This window comes from Nonomuraea sp. MTCD27, from assembly GCF_041950495.1.
Lineage (GTDB): Bacteria > Actinomycetota > Actinomycetes > Streptosporangiales > Streptosporangiaceae > Nonomuraea.
In genome coordinates this window covers 751,399-769,220 of the sequence record NZ_JBGNUW010000001.1, presented here as the reverse complement: position 1 = coordinate 769,220, position 17,822 = coordinate 751,399, and the positions used below count along the sequence as shown (strand labels likewise).

The following is a 17,822-nucleotide window of genomic DNA, read 5'->3' as shown; positions in this document are numbered from 1 at the left end:
CCCGGCCCGGGACGTCGTACGGGCATGGTCCTTCGTTCGCTCGCTCTCCTCGCCCTCGTCGCCTCCTTCCTGGTGGGCACGTCCACCGCCGCGTACGCGTGTTCCTGCGCGGACCTGACGCCCGCCGAGTCGGTCGGGCACGCGGACACCGTGTTCACCGGCACCGTGACGGGGGTCCGGGAGAGCGAGGGCGACCCGCTCGGCCCGCGCCCGCCGATCGTCTACACCTTCCGGGCCGACAATGTCTACAAGGGTGCTCCCGCCGCCGAGCTCACGCTCGCGACCAGCGCCGACTCCGCCTCGTGCGGCTACCCGTTCGAGCGGGGCACGCGTTACCTGGTGTTCGCGACCTCGGGCCCGTCGGGCCTCTTCGACCCGGTCCCGGGCGTCGGCCTGACGTCCAACCTGTGCTCGGGCAACGTACCGGTCGACCCGGGCACGGGCCCCCTGCGACCCGGCGACGAACGGACCACGAACCACGAAAGCCTGGCAGGCCCCGTCAACACCGCCCTCCTCGCCGCCCTGGGCACCCCTTCCCCGGTCACCCCTTCCCCGGTGGCCTCGACGCCCGCCACGTCGGGGGCGGCTTCGCCAACGGCGGCAGCCGGCGGCGACCCAGCCCTCGGCCCGGCCCTGACAGCCGGCGGCGTGGCCGCCGCCCTCCTGCTCCTGGCCGGCGCGCTCATCCTGCTCATCCGCCGCCGTCCCACGCGGAAAGGCTAGACAGCTCCTCCTTCCGGCCTTCCGCGCCAAGAACCCGTCGCCGAAAGTACGTGCGGAAGGGGCAGCCGTCCGGCGTTGACATCATTAACCCATTTTTCCTACTGTTTGACTAGGTATACCGGAGGAGGCGCATGACGACCGTCCAGGCCACCGTTCCCGTCCGGGCGGCGGGCGTCGGGCTGCGCGCCGTCGGCCACACGTACGGCAACGGCCACACCGTGCTGCGCGACGTCGAGCTGGACGTCGCCCCCGGCGAGATCGCAGCCATCCTGGGACCGTCGGGGTGCGGCAAGTCCACCCTGCTCAGACTGGTCGCCGGCCTCGACGCGCCGACGGCGGGGACGATCACGGTGGACGGGCGCGCCGTCACCGGGATCGACGAGCGGTGCGCGGTGGTCTTCCAGGAGCCCAGGCTGCTGCCCTGGCGCGACCTGGCCGGGAACGTCGCCCTCGGCCTGCCCAAGGGGACCTCCCGGTCGGCCGGCGCGCGGACCGTACGGCACTGGCTCGACGTCGTCGGCCTCGACGGCTTCCACCGGCACCGGCCCCGGCAGGTCTCCGGCGGCATGGCGCAGCGCGCGGCCCTGGCCAGGGCGCTGGTCAGGGAGCCCGGCGTGCTGCTGCTGGACGAGCCGTTCGCCGCCCTGGACGCCCTCACCCGCCTGCGCATGCAGGACCTGCTGGCCGAGGTGCAACGTGCGGCCGGCACCACCGTCCTGCTCGTCACCCACGACGTGGACGAGGCCCTGCACCTGGCCGACCGGGTGGTCCTGCTCGGCGCCGCACCGGGACACGCGGACGGGCGGGCCGGGGCCACCGTGGCGGTCGTGTACGACGTTCCCTACCCCAGGCCCCGTGACCGCGCCCGTCCCGAGCTCGCCGCGCTCCGAGCCGGCCTGCTGGAGCGACTCGGCGTACCCCGACCCACCCCCGCCGAGGAGCACTCTCCATGATCCACCGCCGTCCCCTGCTGGCCGCCGTCCTGCTCGTCACGCTGGCCACCGCCTGCGTGCCGGGAGAGGGCGCAAGCAGCGGCGCCACCCCCGAGCCGGGGCAGCTCCGGCTCGACTACGCCTACTACAACCCCCTCAGCCTCGTCGTACGGCAGCAGCGCTGGCTGGAGAGCGAGCTCAAGGGCACCGAGGTGACCTGGGTGCTGTCGGCCGGCAGCAACAAGGCCAACGAGAACCTGCGCGGCGAGACCATCGACGTCGGCTCCACGGCCGGGGCCGCCGCGCTGCAGGCCCGGGCGAACGGCACGCCGATCAGGACGATCGGCATCTACACCCAGCCCGAGTGGACGGCGCTCGTCGTCGGCAAGGACTCGACCGTCTCCGAGGTGGCCCAGCTCAAGGGCAAGAAGGTCGCCGCCACCAAGGGCACGGACCCGTACTTCTTCCTCCTGCAGTCCCTGGAGGCGGCCGGGCTGGACGGCACGGACGTCGAGGTCGTCAACCTCCAGCACGCCGACGGGAAGACCGCCCTCGAACGGGGCGACGTCGACGCCTGGGCGGGGCTGGACCCGCTGATGGCGCAGAGCCAGGTCGACTCGGGCACGAAGCTGCTCTACCGGAACCCGGCCTTCAACTCCTACGGCTTCCTCAACGCCAGGGAAGGGTTCCTCACGGAGCATCCGGACCTCGCGCAGAAGGTGCTGGACGCCTACGAGAGGGCGCGCGCCTGGATCGGCGCCCATCCGGACGAGGCGGTGCGACTGCTGGCGTCCGAGGCCAAGCTCGCCCCCGAGGTCGCCACCGTGGTGCTGAAGGAGCGGACGAAAATCGAGGTCAGCCCGGTCCCGGGCGACGAGCAGCGCGCTGTGCTGGAGCGCATCCTGCCGACCCTGGTACGTGAGGGGCAGGTGCGCTCGGAACAGGAGGCGAAGGCCGCGCTCGACTCATTGTTCGCGCCGGACTTCGCGAAGAAGGCCCAGGCCTCGTGACGACCGCCCGGCCACGCTCGAAGGCCGCGCCGTCTCCGGCGCTTTCGCCGCACGGCGGCGCTCCACTGTCGCGGCGGCGGTCGAAGGGCCGTCGGAGGCGTCTTGGGACGCTCGCCGCCGGGCTGGTCGTGCCGCTGATCGCCCTGGCCGCCTGGCAACTGGCCACCGGCGCCGGGCTGTTCACCCCGAGCCAGCTCCCCTCCCCGTCAGCCGTGCTGGCTGCGGTGACCGAGCTGATCCGGCGCGGGGAGCTGTGGCGGCACGTGGCGATCAGCGGGCAGCGCGTGCTGCTGGGATTCGCCGCCGGCGCGTCGGCGGGGCTGGCGCTGGGGGCGGCCGTCGGGTTGTACCGCCCGGTGCGGGCCCTGCTCGCGCCCACCGTCGCCGCCCTGCGCGCGGTGCCCTCGCTGGCGTGGGTGCCGCTGCTGGTGCTCTGGCTCGGCATCGCCGAGGGCCCGAAGATCGTCCTGGTGGCGATCGGGGCCTTCTTCCCCGTCTACACCACCGTGTCGGCCGCGCTGGCCCACGTGGATCCGCACCTCGTCGAGGCCGGCCGCGCGTACGGACTGCGCGGGGTCGGCCTGCTCACCCGCATCCAGCTCCCGTACGCCGCCCCCGCCGTCTTCGCCGGGCTCCGGCTCGGCCTGGCCCAGGGCTGGCTGTTCCTGGTGGCCGCCGAGCTGATCGCCTCCTCGATGGGGCTCGGGTTCCTGCTGATCGACAGCCAGAACACCGGCCGCACCGACATCCTGCTGCTGTCGATCCTGCTGCTCGCCCTGCTGGGCAAGGCCGCCGACGCGCTGCTGGGCCTGGTGGCCAGGGGCCTGACCGGTTCCCTCGCCCTCGACGACCCGAAGTGAGCGCCCCTGCAATGACGCGCGCCCTGACGCCCGCCCGGAGCGAGCGGGCCTCGAAAAGGGCGCGCCCGAGGTGGGCGCGCCCATGAAGGAGCCGGATCGGCCGGTCAGGCGACCGCGCGGAACGTGCGGAGTCCTTCGGCGGTCATGGCGCAGGGCTGCGCCCGCGTGAGCTCCCGCTCCGCGGCCCCGGCCGCCAGTTCGGGGCGGAACGCGGCGGCGCATCGCCGCAGCTCCGGGAGGGTGGTCACCGGGCGCCCGCCGAGGCGAACGGGATCGAGGCGGGCTCGTCCTGGGCGGGCCGCGCGGGGTGCCGCCACAGGCCCCGCTCGCGCAGGATGGGCAGGACGCCCTCGCCGAACCAGTACGCCTCCTCCAGGTGCGGATACCCGGACAGGACGAACTCGGTGAGCCCCAGGCGGTGATACTCCTCGATCCGGTCGGCCACCTCGGCGTGGCTGCCGACCAGCGCCGTGCCGGCCCCGCCGCGCACCAGGCCGACGCCCGCCCACAGGTTGGGGTAGATCTCCAGGTCGTCGCGCCGGCCGCCGTGCAGGGCGAGCATGCGCTTCTGCCCCTCCGACTCGCTGCGCCCCAGCCCGGCCTGCACCTTCGCGACGGTGGCCGGGTCGATGCCGTCGAGCAGCCTGGCGGCCTGCGCCCACGCCTGCTCGCTGGTGTCGCGGCTGATGACGTGCAGCCGGATGCCGTGCCTGAGCGTACGCCCCTCGGCCGCGGCCAGCCCGTTCACCCAGGCGATCTTCTCGGCCACGGCGGAGGGCACCTCACCCCAGGTGAGGTACGCGTCCGCGTGCCGCGCCGCCACCCGCCCCGCCGCGGGCGAGGAGCCGCCGAAGTACACGTCGGGCACCGGGTCGGGCAGCCGGTTGAGCCGGGCGCCCTCCACCTGGAGGTGCTCGCCGGCGAAGGTCACCGTCTCGCCCCGCCACAGCGAGCGCACGATGTGCAGGAACTCGCCGGTACGCGCGTAGCGGGCGTCCTTGTCCAGGAAGTCGCCGTACGCGCGCTGCTCGTGGCTCTCCCCGCCGGTCACCACGTTCAGCAGCAGCCGCTCGCGCGAGTGCCACTGGAACGTGGCCGCCATCTGCGCGGCCAGCGTGGGGGAGACCAGGCCGGGGCGGAAGGCCACCAGGAACTTCAGCCGCTCGGTCGTGTCGGCGAGCAGGGCGGTGGTCAGCCAGGCGTCCTCGCACCACGCGCCGGTGGGCGTCAGGGCGGCGACGAAGCCGACCTGCTCGGCCGCCTGCACGATCTGCCGCAGGTAGGACAGCGTGGCCGGGCGGGCACCGCCGGCCGACCCGGCGGGCAGTCCGTGGCCGCCGCCCACCACGTCGCGGCTGTCTCCGTACGTGGGCAGGAACCAGTGGAACGTGAGGGTCATCGTCTCTCCTAGAGCAGGCCGTGCCGGGGCGGGAACCGGCCGTCGAGTACGTACCGGCCGATGTGCTGGATCTTCCAGCGGGCCGGGTCGTGCAGGGTGTGCGTGCGCGCGTTGCGCCAGTGGCGGTGCAGGTTGAGCCCGTCGAGGCTGGACCGGGTGCCGCCGAGCTCGAAGATCGCGTTGCCCAGCTCCACCGCCACCGGGTCGGCGAACGCCTTGGCGGTGGCCACCGCGATCGAGGCGGCGGCGGCCGACGCGTCGGTCAGGTCCCCCCGGGCGGGGTCCCCAGCGGCGTCCAGCGCCTCGCCGGCCGCGACGAGCAGCGCCTCGGCGGCGCGTACCTTGACGGCCAGCTCGCCGGCCCGCTGGATGACGAGCGGGTCGTCGGCCGCCCGCTCCTGCCCGCTCTCGAACCACGGCCTGGCCGCGGTCCGCACGAACGCCACGGCCTCCGCGAGCGCGCCCCCGGCGATGCCCACGTCGATCGCGGCGTGCAGGAGCTGCGCGAACGCGCCGTGCAGCTGCGGCCCGGTGAAGGTCAGGTGATGGGGGACCACCCGGTCCTCGGGGACGGCCACGTCCTCCAGGCGCACGGTGCCACTCGCGGTGGTGCGCTGGCCCATGCCGTCCCAGTCGTCGACGACGGTCAGGCCGGGGGCGTCGCGCGGCACGTACGCCACGTGCAGCGTCCGGTCCTCGCGCCGGGCCAGGACGGGGATCCAGTGCGCGAACAGCGCGCCCGTGCTGTAGTGCTTGGTGCCGTTCAGCAGGAAGCCGCCGCCGGGCGCGGCCACCAGCGCGGTCCGGTGGTCCTGGACGTGCTTGGTGCCCGCCTCCGACTGGGCGTTGCCGAACCGCCTGCCGTCCAGGACCTCGCCGAAGAAGAACTTGCGCTGCACGTCCGTGCCCTGCTGCCTCAGCACGTTGACGTAGACGAAGTGGCTCTGCGGGATCTGCGCGATGTTGGGATCGGCGGCGGCCAGCAGCCGGAACACCTCGGCGATCGTGCGCGCGCTCACGTCGGCGCCGCCGTACGCACGCGGCACGGTGATCGCGAGCAGGCCGGAGGCCGACAGCCGGTCCAGTTCGGGGCCGGGCAGCCGCCGCTCGGCGTCGCGGGCCCCGGCCTCCGCCGCGAACTCCCCGGCGAGTCCGCGGGCCGTCGCCAGCGCCTCGGCGTCGTCGGCGATCACGTGGGTCATGTTGTTTCGTCCGTTCTGCGTATGACGTTAGGGCTCACCGTAATTCCTGCAATGCAGGTAGGCAATACCTGTTAACGACATCACGTGCTTCCCGGGTGCCGCCTACCGGCGCGACTGATCGCGCGCCCGCCACGGCGCCTGGTAGGCCCACTGCCAGGCCAGCTCGAGGGGCCCGCGCTCGAACCGGCGCAGCCACAACGACGACAGCACCATGAACGACCCGCAGATCGCCGCCCACGCCACCGGCACCCACCAGGGCCGCAGCCCGTCGAAGCGGGCGGCCAGCCCCACGCCCCAGCCGTAGCAGAGCGCGCTCGCCGCCAGGTTCTGGAAGACGTAGCAGGACAGCGCCGTCCGGCCGACGCTCGTGAGCCCCCGGCGCAGCACGCCGGGGGATCCCCGCATGCCGAGCACGATCGAGGTGATGAGCGCCAGCAGCCCCAGGGCGACCAGCGGCGCCAGGAGGTAGCGGTCCACCATGAACCAGGCCGGCCCGGCGAAGGAGGTGGCCAGGTTCAGCGGCACGCCGAGGCCCAGCCCGACGGCCATCAGCCGGCCGCGCAGGCGCGTGCCGCGCTCCTCGAACACCCCGGCGCGCAGCAGGCGGGCGCCGAGCAGGAACAGGACGATGCCCAGGGGCACGATGAAGACCAGTTCGGCGCGGAAGAGCACGGCGTTCTGCAGGCGGAGGTGCACCTGGTCGAGCCAGCCCGCGGGGTGCGCGGGCAGCGGGCCGCCCGCCGGGGCCGCCATCAGCGCCATGGTGACCAGGCCCACCACGGCCAGGTGCAGCGTCCCGGCCGCGACCATCCAGGCCGTGACCACGCGGTCGCTCCGGCCGATCAGGTACGCGACGATCATGGAGGTGAGCGCGTAACCCATCAGCACGTCGAACTCGAAGACCAGGACGTAGTGCAGGGCCCCCTCGACGAGGAGCAGCGCCGCCCGCCACAGGTAGCGCCCCGGCCAGGACATGCCCCGGCGCACCGCGCCGCGGTACTGCAGTTCGAGCCCGACCCCGAACAGCAGCGTCAGCAGCCCGAGGAACTTGCCGTTGGACAGGAACCGCAGGAACGTCTCCACCGCCCCGGCGTCCCCGCCGGAACTCAGGAACGCCGTGGGTCCGGCGGGATCGGTGAAGATCCAGATGTTGGTGCCCAGCGTGCCGATGATGGCCACGCCGCGCAGCACGTCGAGTGCGCCGATGCGTCTGTCCACACCGTCAACTCTGCTGGCGCGCGAGCCCGCCCCGATCATTCCGTGGAGCGAAATATCCGGTACATCGATCGATGTACGGCCTCAATACTTTGGTTGCGCGGGTGAAGGCCGCGGGGCGCTCTCACCGGCATCAGACCAGGCCGAACCGTCACGAGAGAAAGAGGAGCCGCCGTGAGCGCGTACTTCGAGGCGCCCGACCCCTACGAGCCCGCGCCCGGCGACCCGCCCGCGGTCTTCCTGGCGGGTGGCATCACCGGGGTGGCGGACTGGCAGAGCGGGGCGGCCCGGGAGCTCGGCCGGCTCGGCGTGATCGTGCTCAACCCGCGCCGCCGCGACTTCCCCATGGGGGATCCGCGGCAGACGCCGGTCCAGATCGCCTGGGAGCACCGTCACCTGCACCTGCCGGGGGTGCTGACGATGTTCTGGTTCCCGCCGGGGGACAGCACGCAGCCGATCGCGCTGCTGGAGCTGGGGGCGGCGCTGGACAACCCGGCCCGGCGGATGGTGGTCGGGGCCGATCCGGGCTATCCGAGAGCGGCGGACGTGCGCTGGCAGACGCGGCTGGCCCGGCCCGGCGAGGTCGTGCACGCCACACTCGGCGACACCCTGGCCGCCGTACGGGCCCGGCTCGCCGGGTGACCGGACGGGCGCCCCCGACCCCCGCGAGGACGCCCGCCCGGGAGGACGCCAGCCCGGGAGGAGGCCCGGGAGGGCGTTCTCCCGCTACGTCATGCCGGGACGCCGGCCTCCTTGGCGGCCCGCTCGATGGCCGACAGCTCGTCCTCGGTGAAGTCCAGGCGGTCCACCGCCGCCACGTTCGCCTCGAGCTGCTCCGGGCTGGAGGCGCCCACGAGCACCGAGGTGATCCGGGAGTCGCGCAGCGCCCAGGCCAGCGCGAGCTGGGCCACCGTCTGGCCGCGCGCGCCGGCCAGCTCCGCCAGCGCCCGTACGAACGCCAGCACTTGCGGCGTCACCCGGTCCGGCGTCAGGAAGCGCCCCTCGGCCGCCCGCGAGTCGGCCGGGATGCCGTTCAGGTACCGGTCGGTCAGCAGGCCCTGGGCCAGCGGCGAGTACACGACGCAGCCCACGCCCTCCTCCTCCAGCACGCCCAGCAGGGACGCCTCGATGCCGCGGTTGAGCAGCGAGTAGGACGGCTGGTGCACCAGGAGCGGGGTGCCGAGGCCGCGCAGGAGGCGGGCGGCCTCGGCGGTGCGCTCGGGGGAGAAGTTGGACACGCCGACGTAGAGGACGCGGCCGGTGCGGACCATGTGGTCGAGCGTGGCGACCTGCTCCTCCAGCGGCGTCTCGTCGTCGTCGCGGTGCAGGTAGAAGATGTCCACGTAGTCGAGGCCGAGCCGGGCCAGCGAGCGGTCGAGGGTGGCTAGCAGGTGCTTGCGCGAGTTGCCCTTGCCGTACGGGCCGTCCCACATGGGGTTGCTGCCCTTGGTGGTGACCACGGCCTCGTCGCGCAGCGACCGCGGGAAGATCCGCCCGAACGCGGACTCGGCGGCCCCGATCGGCGGGCCGTAGCGGTCGGCGATGTCGAAATGGGTGATGCCGAGGTCGAGCGCCTTGTGCAGGATCGCGCGCTGGCTGTCGAGCGGCTTGCCCTCGCCGAAGTTGTGCCACAGGCCCAGCGAGACGGCGGGCAGGAGGAGTCCGCTGCGGCCGCACCTTCTGTACGGCTGGCGTTCGTAGTCCAAGGGGGACCTTCCGCAGAGATCGTAATGAAACGTTTTACGAACCCCAGTTAAGCACCTTCTCCACCTCGTCCGCCGCCGCCCGGGCCCCGCCGGCCGCCGCCAGCTCGCCGCGCATCCAGCCGAGCCGCTCGCGTACGCCCTCGTCGGCCGCCACCTGCTCCACCGCCTCCCACAGCGCGGCGCCAGTGAGCCCGTCGGGCGGCAGCGTACGGCCCAGGCCCAGCTCGGCGATGCGGTCGGCGTTGGCCCGCTGCTCGGCCATCTGCGGCACCGCCACCATCGGCACGCCGAAGTGCAGGCTCTCCATCGTGCTGCCCATCCCGGCATGGGTGACGAACACCCGCGCGTGACGCAGCACGGCGAGCTGCGGCGCGTGCCGGTGCACCGCCACGTTGGGCGGGATGGGGCCGAGCGCGCCGGGGTCCACGCCGCCGACCGCCAGCACGACGTGCCACGGCCGGCCCTCCGCGGCGCGCAGCACCGTACGGTAGAAGTCGGGCCGGTTGTTGTAGCCGGTGCCCAGCGAGACCAGCACCACCGGGAGGCCGTCGCCGGGGGGCTCCCACCCGCCCTGGAAGGCGCGCTCGGTCAGGGCCGGCCCGACGAACGCGTAGCCGTCGCCGAACGTCTCGCCCGCGTACTGGAAGGCGCGCGGCAGCAGCACCAGCCTGACCGCGGCCCGGTCGCCCCGCATGAACCCCTGCACGTCGCCCAGCCCCTCCGCGCGCAGGAGGCGGCGGAGCCGCAGCGCCATGCGCAGGAAGCCGAGGCTCAGCGGATTGAACGTCGTGTACTTCCGGTGCATCGACCAGTGGTCGTTGCCGACCAGGTTCGGCCAGGTCTCGACCGAGGGGACCCGCCAGCGCTCGGCCAGGATCCGACCCCACCAGCACAGCGGGCCGTCGTGCACCACCAGGTCGGGAGGCTCTCCGTCGCCGAGCTGGGCCAGCGCCGCCCTGGTCTCCTCCAGCAGCAGCCCCATCGCCCTGATCAGCTCCTTGCCGTGCATCTGCGGCACGTCGTCCACGTCCAGCGCGTCCCAGGTCGAGGTCCAGGGGGTGATCTCGGCGCCGGTCTCGGCCACGCGCTCCGCGTTGGCCTCGGTGGTGGCGTACGTGACCCGGTGACCGCGCCGGACGAGCTCCGCGGCCAGACCGAGGGTGGGGTTGACGTGTCCGGCCCCGATGGGGGCGAAGAACGCGATGGTTGCCATACCGCTGTATTATAATACGCCGGTATGAAAAAAGGAGGCCCATGCCGAAGAAGGTCGACCACGACGAGCGGCGCCGCCACATCGCCGAGGCCGTGCTGCGCATCGCCGGTCGCGACGGGCTCGACCAGGCCAGGCTGCGTGACGTCGCGGCCGAGGCGGGCATGTCGCTCGGCTCCGTGCAGCACTACTTCGCCGGCAAGGACGAGATGCTCCGCTACGTGGTCGGCTACCTGGGCGAGCGCGTCACCGAGCGGATCGTGGCGGGGATGTGCTCGGTCTCCGAGGCGTCCCCGGTGCGGGCGTTCCTGCTGTCGATGGCGGCCGAGATGCTGCCGCTGGACGATCGCCGCCGGGCCGAGCGCCGCGCGGGGCAGGCGTTCGCCGCCCGGGCCGTCGGCCTGCCCGAGCTGATCGGGGACCTGCGGGAGGGCAACCGCTGGCTGCACGACCGGGTCGCCGAGCTGATCGCCCAGGGGCAGCGGGACGGTGAGCTGCGGCCCGGGCTGGACGCCGGGCTCGAGTCCGTGGCGCTGCTCGCCATGATCGAGGGGCTGGCCGGCGACCTGCTGCTCGGCGTACGCGACCCCGGGCGGGCCCTCGACGCCGTCCGCTACCACCTGGACCGGCTGGCCTCCTGACTTCTTTACTGTCCTGTACAGAATGCGGTAGCGTCCCCCCATGGGCAGGCCACGAGAGTTCAGCGACCAGGCGGTCCTCGACGCCGCGATGGAGGTGTTCTGGGAGAAGGGCTACGAGGCCACCACCACCCAGGACCTGTGCGCCCGCACCGGGCTCGGCCGGGGCAGCCTCTACAACGCCTTCGGCAGCAAGCACCACCTGTACGAGGAGGCGATCCGCCGCTACGCCGCCACCAAGGCCGAGGCCCAGCTCGAACAGCTGGCCGGGTCCGGGTCCGTCAGGGACCGGCTGCGTGACCTGATGCTGGGCGTCATCGACGCCGACATGAACGACCCCGGCCGCCGGGGCTGCCTGGCCCTGAACGCCGCCACCGAGGCCGGCGGGCGCACCGGCGCCGTCGCGGGGCTGGTGCGGCGGCAGTTCGACGACCTGGAGCAGGCGATCCACCGGATGGTGCGGGTCGGCCAGGCCACGGGCGAGCTGTCGTCCGACCGGCCGGCGCTCCAGGTGGCGCGGGCGTTCCAGAGCGCCTACTACGGGCTGCGCGTGCTCGCCAAGGTCACCGACGACCGCGCTGTGCTGCTCGACGTCGTCGAGGGAGCCGTCGCCGCCCTCTGACCGGTCCCCGCCGGGGCCCGGTTCTTCTTCGCCCGCATTCTGTACCAACCTGTAAAGAAGGAATAGACGCTCATGAGACCGCTTGCCAAGGCCGGCGTGCCGTCGCTGATGGTGTGCGTGTTCGGCATCACGACGGGCGAGTTCGTCATCGCCGGGATCCTGCCGGACGTCGCCCACGACCTGGCCGTCTCCGTCCCGGCCGCCGGGTTGCTGGTGACGGCGTACGCCATCGGCATGATCGTCGGCGGGCCCGTGCTGACGGCGCTCACCGCCCGCTTCCCGCGCAAGCCGCTCATCATGATCCTGCTCGGGATCACGATCGCCGGGAACCTGGCCTCCGCGCTCGCCCCCTCCTACCCCGTGCTCTTCGCGGCCCGGGTCGTCACCGCCCTGGTCACCTCCACGTTCTTCGCCAACGCGATCGTCATCGCCGTCTCCACCGCCGCGCCGGGCAAGCAGGCGTCCACCGTCTCCAAGCTCGTCTTCGGCATGAACCTGGCGATGATCCTCGGAGCGCCGATCGGCACGTTCATCGGCAACGGGCACGGCTGGCGGGCCACGTTCCTGGCCGTCGCCGCGTGCTGCGCGGCCGGGTTCCTGCTCGTGCTGCGGCTGGTGCCGGACGTACGCGACGCCACGCCCGCCACCTCCGCCGTCGCCGAGCTGCGCGTCTTCCGCCGCCGCGACGTGCAGCTCGCCATCGCGGTCACCGCCGTGGCCAACGCGGGGCTGCTCATGGTGTTCACGTTCTTCGCGCCCCTGGTCACCGACGTCACCGGGTTCGCCGGCGGGGCGGTCGCCGTCCTGCTACTGGTGTACGGGGTGGGCGCGGCGGTGGGCAACTTCCTGGGTGGCTGGCTGTCGGACCGCTCGCCGATGCGCTCGCAACTCGGGCTGCTGGCCGTGCTCGCCGTGGCGCTCGTGGGCATGTGGGCGGGCAGCGGGAGCATGGCGGTCACGGCGGTGATGGTGTTCGTGGTCGGGGCGCTCGGGTTCTCGGTCATCCCCGGCATGCAGGCCCGCGTGCTGGCCACACCGGCGCCGGCAGCCAGGCGGAGCCGGCCCGACCGGGCTGACCCAAGTCCCCAGGTCGGGGGCGCCACCGCGCAACCGCCCGGCGACGGTCCCAGGCCCCGACCCGGGGGACGGAGCCGGGGGTCGGGTCAGGCGGGGCCGGCGACGCCGATCAGGTTGCCCTCGGGGTCGGTGAACTGCCCGACCACGAGGTCCCCGCCCGGCGCCCGTTCCGGGCCCAGCAGGCGCGTGCCGCCGAGCCGCTCCGCCTCCCGCAGCGCGGCCTCCACGTCGGGGACGCCCACGTAGAACAGCACCCGCCGCTCGTACCCGGCCCCACCCCCGACCCCGCCGTTGAGCCCGGCGGACGCCGCGCCCACGAACCCGTACGCGCCCGGCGCGGAGACCTTCTCGGTGGCCGCGTCCCCCGTCGCGAACTCCCACCCGAACAGCTCGCCGTAGTAGCCGCGCAGCCGCTCCGGCTCCTGGCCGATGATCTCGAAGTGCACCACTGGCAGTCCCATGATCCATCCTTTCCGGGAGCGCCCGCGGGTGGCCGCCCCCGGAACAGAGGTCGGAGCGGTCGCCCGGGCTTCGACATCCCAGGCACCCGTCCCCGATGCCCGCCACTCTTCCGCCACCCGCTTCGCGGGCACACAGAGATGGACGGCACCGGCGCGGGAGGATGGGATGGCCGACTCATCGATGGCCCGGTTCTACCAGGACCATGGATATCTGCTGGTCAAAGGGCTGATCGGCAAGGACGAGGCGAAGGCGTACCGCGAGGAGTGCCACGCGGTCCTGTCACGGTTGCGCCCGGCCGACCCGACGTGGGGGAGCGCCAGGCAGCTCGCCGGGCGCGCCACCGAGCTGCGGCACTGCCACGACGCGCAGTTCCACTCGGCGGCCTTCGCCCGGCTCATGGTCGATCCGCGCTTCACCGACGTGGCGGCGGCCGTGATGGGGTCGGAGAACGTCCAGCTCCACCACACCAAGATCTTCGTCAAGCCGGCCGAGAAGGGCTCGCCGTTCCCGCTGCACCAGGACGCCGCGCACTTCCCGCACACCCGCCACACGGTCGGCGCGGCCATCTTCCACTTCGACGACGCGCCCGAGGAGAAGGGCTGCGTACGCGTCGTGCCGGGCAGCCACAAGAGCGGGCCGCTGCCGCACGTGGAGGAGGGCGGCTGGCACCTGCCGCCGTCGGACTGGCCGCTGGAGGCGGCCGTGCCGGTCGAGGCCGAGGCGGGGGACGTGCTGTTCCTCGGCTACCTGACCGTCCACGGCTCCGGGGTGAACAGGGCGGACGAGGCCAGGACGACGCTGCTCATCCAGTTCCGCGACCCCCTGGACCGGCCCGCCGACGACGTGCACCGCTCGCGGGGGCAGGGGATGATGCTGCGCGGCTTCGACCCGCTGGCCGGGCGATGAAGGGCTGGGCCGCGCTGGCCGCCGCCGTCGCGGTGCTGCTCGGCGGGTGCGGCCTGGCCCCGGCGGAGACGGGCCCCGGGGTGGCCGGGGCGCGGGTCGTGGCGCGGGAGAAGGCGGGGGAGCGGGGACAGGACCTCACCGTCCGGTCGCCGGCGCTCGGCCGCAACACCCCCGTACGCGTGCTGCTGCCGTCCGGCTGGACCCACGGCTCCGGGCCCTGGCCCGTGCTCTACCTGCTGCACGGCTGCTGCGGCGCCGGCCATCTCGGCTGGGTGGACGAGGGCGGCGCGGAGCGGCTCACGGCCGCGATGCCCGCCATCGTGGTGGTTCCCGAGGGCGGCCGGGTGGGGTTCTACTCCGACTGGTTACGCGGGCCGCGCTGGGAGACCTTCCACATCAAGGAGCTGATCCCGCTGATCGAGATGGAGTTCGGCGCCGGCGCCGAACGGGCGGTGGCCGGGCTGTCGATGGGCGGGCTCGGCGCGATGGGGTACGCCGCCCGCCACCCCGGCCTGTTCCGGGCCGCCGCGTCCTTCTCCGGCGTCCTCGACACCACCGGCGACCAGGCCGGGGTGCGCCGCCTGGTCCGCGAGAACGGCGACGACCCGGCGGCCCTCTGGGGCGACCCCGAGCGGGACCGGAAGGTGTGGGAGGCGCACAACCCCGCCCAGCTCGCCGGGCGGCTGGGCGGGATGCCGATCTACGTGTCGTGCGGCGACGGGCGGCCGGGCCCGCTGGATCCGCCGGGCGCGGCGGGCGACTACGAAGGGGCGCTGCTGGGCCAGGCCACGGTCTTCGCCGAGCGGGCGCGGGCGGCCGGGGCCCGGGTCACGACCGATTTCTACGGGGCGGGGACGCACACGTGGCCGTACTGGGAGCGGGCGCTGGAGCGGGCCCTGCCGATGCTGCGCGCGGCCATCGGCGCGTGACCGGCCCGCCCACCTCCAGGTGGCGTTGCTCGTCGCCGAGCTGCCGACCTCGCTGGTCAGGCTGTCGCCGGCGGGCTGATGGACGTCCCACCACACGGCGCCGCCCCTGGTGAGGGAGTCAGGGTGCCGAGGATCGTCACCATTCCGTTATCTTTCGGCTCGTATCGCCGCCCGCGATCCGCTCTCGTTAGGCCACAGAGGGAAGAACGGAGACGGCGAATGACCATCGACTACATCCCCGAACCGGCCAGAGCCGGCGAAGCCGAGAAGTTCGGGCCGCCCTGGCAAGGTGTCACCCTTCCCCGCGAGCTCCTGGACCGGCACGGGGCCAAGGTCCTCGACCCCTGGGCCGTCGGGCTGGACCCGGGCGAGCCCCGGCCCGACTCCACGGTCTACCGCGCGGACGTGCTCCTGATCCCGGGGCAGGTGCTGACCTCCCTGGCGGCGACGGACTGGATCGACTCGGCGCTGTCCGGCGTCGGGCTGAGGCTGTCGCCCGAGAGCGTCGAGCGGGCCCGTAACAGGCAGTACCCCGAGGAGACCGTCTGGGTGCCCGCGGTCCTGGAGATCGACGGCGAGAGCCGGGACGTCAGAGCCGACGCCTGGCCGGCCCTGCGGGCCGTGCGCAGGGCGCTGCGCGAGACGTCCGACGACCTGTCATTCGCGCCGGGGCTCGCCGACATCTCGCTGGACCACCTGTTCGTGGGGTCGGCCACGAGCGGGATCGGCTCGCTCAACCTCGGTGGCGAGCCCGCCACCAGCGGGCACGCCGTGATCGACGAGCCGGGCGGGAGCACCCGTCACGGGTACGGCCGCGTCCCCCTGACGGTCGTGGCCGGGCCGCCGCGCCGCCGGTCGCTCGGAGAGCTCGGCGGGCCCCGGATCACCGTGGTCACGCTGGACACCGGCGTGGCCGCGCACCCCTGGTTCAAGCCGGTGACCGACCCGGACGCGTTCCTGACCGTCGACCCCGCCGGCCAGCAGCTCATCGAGGACACCCACCCCGCCTACGCCGGTCGCGACATCGCCAGGCTGGTCGGCTACGAGGACCTCGGCCACCTGCCCAACCCGCTGGTCGGCACGCTCAACTCGCACACCGGCCACGGCCTCATGCTGGCCGGCCTCATCGCGCAGATCGCGCCCGACGCCCGCGTCCTGATGTACAAGGTCATGCACAGCGACGGCATCGTCCCCGGCGAGGCCGTGCACGCGGCGCTCGACCGCCTGCTGGAGCTGATGGACGCCGGCCAGGACGTGCACGTGCTGTGCTGCTCCTTCGGCGGCTTCGCGGAGACCGGCGACGCGGCCATGGCGGCGTTGTTCGCCAAGGTCAACCAGCTGCGGGCGCGCGGCGTCGTCGTGGTCAACGCCGCCGGCAACTACGCCACGACCAGGCCGTTCTACCTCGCCGCCCTCTCCGAGACGGCCGTCCCCGGGCCGCCGCTGGCGCCCATGCTCGGCGTCGCCGCCAAGAACCCCGACGGCACGATCGCGATCTTCAGCAACGAGCACCCCGCCGTACGGTGGCGCGCCCCCGGCGCCATGGTCGTCAGCACCTTCCCGCCCCATTTCCGCGGCGCCCAGAACGCCATGCTCTCCACCGGCGATCGGGCCTCGCTGGACTGCGACGCCATGGGCCCGTTCTGCGGCTGGAGCGGCACGTCGTTCGCGGCCCCGATCGTCGCGGGAGCCGTCGCCGCCGAGCTCACCAAGACCATCGGGCAGGTGGCCGTCGATCCCGTCGAACGGGCCAGGACGGTCATCGACACGATGATCAACGACAAGGTCGCCCGGCCGGAAATCGTTCCGATCTGATGACTCGGGAACCCGCGACCGAGCGCCCGCCGAACCCGCGCGCCCAGCGCCGCGACCGGCTGGCCGCGCTGCTGATCGAGGCGCGGCAGGGCCACAGCGGCGCGCTCGACGCCATCGTCGCGGAGCTCACGCCCGTGCTCTGGCACACCGCCAGGAACCAGGGGCTGAGCCCGCAGGCCGCCGAGGACGTGATCCAGACGACGTGGCTGACCCTACTGCGTCATCTGCACGCCATCTCGGTGCCCGGCGCGCTGATCGAGTGGCTCGTCACCACGACCCGCCGCGAGGCGTGGCGGGTCAGTGCCGCCTCCCGCAAGGACGACCTGCCGGGAGACGACACGTTCGACGAGCTGCCCGACGGCGTGCTCACCCCCGACGAGCTCCTCGTGGACGACGAACGGCGGCGCGCCCTCTGGCACGCCGTCGAGAGCCTGCCCAAACGGTGCGCCGAGCTGCTCAGGATCATCGCCTTCGTGCCGCGCCCGCACTACGACGCGGTGGCCGCGGCGCTGGACATGCCGCTCGGCAGCATCGGGCCCACGCGCGGCCGGTGCTTCGCGAAACTGCGCCACGTGCTCGCGAAGGACCCGGATTGGAGTTCGTGATGAACACGGCAGAGGGGAGCAACTCTCCCCACGTCACCCCCGAGGACCAGGCCCTCGCCGAGGAGATCGCCGACGTCTACCGCATCGTCGATCCCGTCCCGGCGACGCTGGTCGAACGCCTGCAGTTCGCGCTGGCCCTGGAGTCGCCGGACTTCGCGGTCCTGCGGCCGTACGAGGACACCGTGCTCCCGGCCGGCGTCCGCGGCGGCGAGGACAGCCGGACGATCACCTTCGACAGCGAGATCGTCACCATCATGATCAGCGTGAGCGCCCGCGACGATCACGCCGTACGCGTGGACGGCTGGCTGGCGCCGCCCGCCGACCACCTGGTGGAGCTGCGCACCGGGGCGGGGGCGCACGTCGTCAGGGCCGACGATCAGGGCAGGTTCGTCCTCGACGTGGTGCCGAGAGGGCTGTCGCAACTCGTGGTGCGCCAGGGACTTGATGATCCGGCGCAGGCGACGATACTGGCGGTGACGCCCTCACTCATCCTCTGACCACCGCGAGGCGG

General features: G+C 73.4%; 19 protein-coding genes and 1 pseudogene. 13 read left to right on the top strand and 7 right to left on the bottom strand.

Annotated elements, in window-relative coordinates; genetic code table 11:
• Window positions 1–24 precede the first annotated feature (24 nt).
• The 4 genes from ACBJ59_RS03530 (at window position 25) to ACBJ59_RS03515 (ending at window position 3,525) form a co-directional block, all read left to right on the top strand.
• Complete coding sequence (locus tag ACBJ59_RS03530) at window positions 25–723, top strand: hypothetical protein (protein ID WP_375108702.1); 699 nt, start codon at window positions 25–27, stop codon at window positions 721–723.
• A 131-nt stretch (window positions 724–854) separates the two neighbouring features.
• Window positions 855–1,676, top strand: coding sequence for an ABC transporter ATP-binding protein (locus ACBJ59_RS03525; protein WP_375108701.1), 822 nt, complete (start codon window positions 855–857; stop codon window positions 1,674–1,676).
• Window positions 1,673–2,665, top strand: a complete 993-nt coding sequence (locus tag ACBJ59_RS03520) for an aliphatic sulfonate ABC transporter substrate-binding protein (RefSeq protein WP_375108700.1) — start codon at window positions 1,673–1,675, stop codon at window positions 2,663–2,665. Before ACBJ59_RS03525 ends, ACBJ59_RS03520 begins: the two co-directional genes overlap by 4 nt.
• Window positions 2,662–3,525, top strand: coding sequence for an ABC transporter permease (locus ACBJ59_RS03515; RefSeq protein ID WP_375108699.1), 864 nt, complete (start codon window positions 2,662–2,664; stop codon window positions 3,523–3,525). Before ACBJ59_RS03520 ends, ACBJ59_RS03515 begins: the two co-directional genes overlap by 4 nt.
• A gap of 104 nt (window positions 3,526–3,629) precedes the next feature.
• Here ACBJ59_RS03515 and ACBJ59_RS03510 read toward each other — a convergent pair whose 3' ends face one another.
• The 4 genes from ACBJ59_RS03510 to ACBJ59_RS03495 all read right to left on the bottom strand — a co-directional run bounded on the left by ACBJ59_RS03510 (window position 3,630) and on the right by ACBJ59_RS03495 (window position 7,344).
• Window positions 3,630–3,773 carry a hypothetical protein gene (locus tag ACBJ59_RS03510; protein ID WP_375108698.1) on the bottom strand — a complete coding sequence of 48 codons (144 nt, stop codon included), beginning with the start codon at window positions 3,771–3,773 and terminating at the stop codon, window positions 3,630–3,632.
• Window positions 3,770–4,924 (bottom strand): LLM class flavin-dependent oxidoreductase, encoded by a 1,155-nt coding sequence (locus tag ACBJ59_RS03505; protein WP_375108697.1) that lies wholly within the window; start codon window positions 4,922–4,924, stop codon window positions 3,770–3,772. Before ACBJ59_RS03505 ends, ACBJ59_RS03510 begins: the two co-directional genes overlap by 4 nt.
• Before the next feature lie 8 nt (window positions 4,925–4,932).
• Window positions 4,933–6,126 (bottom strand): SfnB family sulfur acquisition oxidoreductase, encoded by a 1,194-nt coding sequence (locus tag ACBJ59_RS03500; RefSeq protein WP_375108696.1) that lies wholly within the window; start codon window positions 6,124–6,126, stop codon window positions 4,933–4,935.
• Window positions 6,127–6,228: 102 nt separating this feature from the next.
• Window positions 6,229–7,344, bottom strand: coding sequence for a DUF418 domain-containing protein (locus tag ACBJ59_RS03495; protein WP_375108695.1), 1,116 nt, complete (start codon window positions 7,342–7,344; stop codon window positions 6,229–6,231).
• A gap of 171 nt (window positions 7,345–7,515) precedes the next feature.
• Here ACBJ59_RS03495 and ACBJ59_RS03490 point away from each other — a divergent pair, with 171 nt between their 5' ends.
• Window positions 7,516–7,983, top strand: a complete 468-nt coding sequence (locus tag ACBJ59_RS03490) for a nucleoside 2-deoxyribosyltransferase domain-containing protein (RefSeq protein ID WP_375108694.1) — start codon at window positions 7,516–7,518, stop codon at window positions 7,981–7,983.
• Window positions 7,984–8,072: 89 nt separating this feature from the next.
• Here ACBJ59_RS03490 and ACBJ59_RS03485 read toward each other — a convergent pair whose 3' ends face one another.
• Window positions 8,073–9,047, bottom strand: coding sequence for an aldo/keto reductase (locus ACBJ59_RS03485; RefSeq protein ID WP_375108693.1), 975 nt, complete (start codon window positions 9,045–9,047; stop codon window positions 8,073–8,075).
• 34 nt (window positions 9,048–9,081) lie between these two features.
• A complete protein-coding gene (locus tag ACBJ59_RS03480) occupies window positions 9,082–10,260 on the bottom strand; it encodes a macrolide family glycosyltransferase (RefSeq protein ID WP_375108692.1) in 1,179 nt (392 codons plus the stop codon).
• A 41-nt stretch (window positions 10,261–10,301) separates the two neighbouring features.
• Here ACBJ59_RS03480 and ACBJ59_RS03475 point away from each other — a divergent pair, with 41 nt between their 5' ends.
• The 3 genes and pseudogenes from ACBJ59_RS03475 to ACBJ59_RS03465 form a co-directional block, all read left to right on the top strand.
• Window positions 10,302–10,898: a TetR/AcrR family transcriptional regulator gene (locus ACBJ59_RS03475; RefSeq protein WP_375108691.1), complete on the top strand. Its 597-nt coding sequence runs from the start codon at window positions 10,302–10,304 to the stop codon at window positions 10,896–10,898.
• A gap of 40 nt (window positions 10,899–10,938) precedes the next feature.
• On the top strand, window positions 10,939–11,517 hold the full coding sequence (locus tag ACBJ59_RS03470) for a TetR/AcrR family transcriptional regulator (RefSeq protein WP_375108690.1): 579 nt from the start codon (window positions 10,939–10,941) through the stop codon (window positions 11,515–11,517).
• 72 nt (window positions 11,518–11,589) lie between these two features.
• Window positions 11,590–12,561: pseudogene (locus ACBJ59_RS03465) on the top strand (MFS transporter); the annotation flags it as partial.
• A 119-nt stretch (window positions 12,562–12,680) separates the two neighbouring features.
• On the opposite strand, the gene ACBJ59_RS03460 reads toward ACBJ59_RS03465, so the two are convergent.
• Entirely contained in the window at window positions 12,681–13,055 is a 375-nt protein-coding gene (locus ACBJ59_RS03460; protein ID WP_375108689.1) for a VOC family protein, read from the bottom strand.
• Between the two features lie 166 nt (window positions 13,056–13,221).
• Here ACBJ59_RS03460 and ACBJ59_RS03455 point away from each other — a divergent pair, with 166 nt between their 5' ends.
• The 5 genes from ACBJ59_RS03455 to ACBJ59_RS03435 all read left to right on the top strand — a co-directional run bounded on the left by ACBJ59_RS03455 (window position 13,222) and on the right by ACBJ59_RS03435 (window position 17,808).
• Window positions 13,222–13,962, top strand: coding sequence for a phytanoyl-CoA dioxygenase family protein (locus tag ACBJ59_RS03455; RefSeq protein WP_375108688.1), 741 nt, complete (start codon window positions 13,222–13,224; stop codon window positions 13,960–13,962).
• On the top strand, window positions 13,959–14,891 hold the full coding sequence (locus ACBJ59_RS03450; RefSeq protein ID WP_375108687.1) for an alpha/beta hydrolase: 933 nt from the start codon (window positions 13,959–13,961) through the stop codon (window positions 14,889–14,891). Before ACBJ59_RS03455 ends, ACBJ59_RS03450 begins: the two co-directional genes overlap by 4 nt.
• Before the next feature lie 219 nt (window positions 14,892–15,110).
• On the top strand, window positions 15,111–16,706 hold the full coding sequence (locus ACBJ59_RS03445) for a S8 family serine peptidase (protein ID WP_375108686.1): 1,596 nt from the start codon (window positions 15,111–15,113) through the stop codon (window positions 16,704–16,706).
• Complete coding sequence (locus ACBJ59_RS03440) at window positions 16,706–17,311, top strand: sigma-70 family RNA polymerase sigma factor (RefSeq protein WP_364134530.1); 606 nt, start codon at window positions 16,706–16,708, stop codon at window positions 17,309–17,311. The genes ACBJ59_RS03445 and ACBJ59_RS03440 overlap by 1 nt, the downstream gene beginning before the upstream one ends.
• Window positions 17,311–17,808, top strand: coding sequence for a hypothetical protein (locus ACBJ59_RS03435; RefSeq protein ID WP_375108685.1), 498 nt, complete (start codon window positions 17,311–17,313; stop codon window positions 17,806–17,808). The genes ACBJ59_RS03440 and ACBJ59_RS03435 overlap by 1 nt, the downstream gene beginning before the upstream one ends.
• Window positions 17,809–17,822 lie beyond the last annotated feature (14 nt).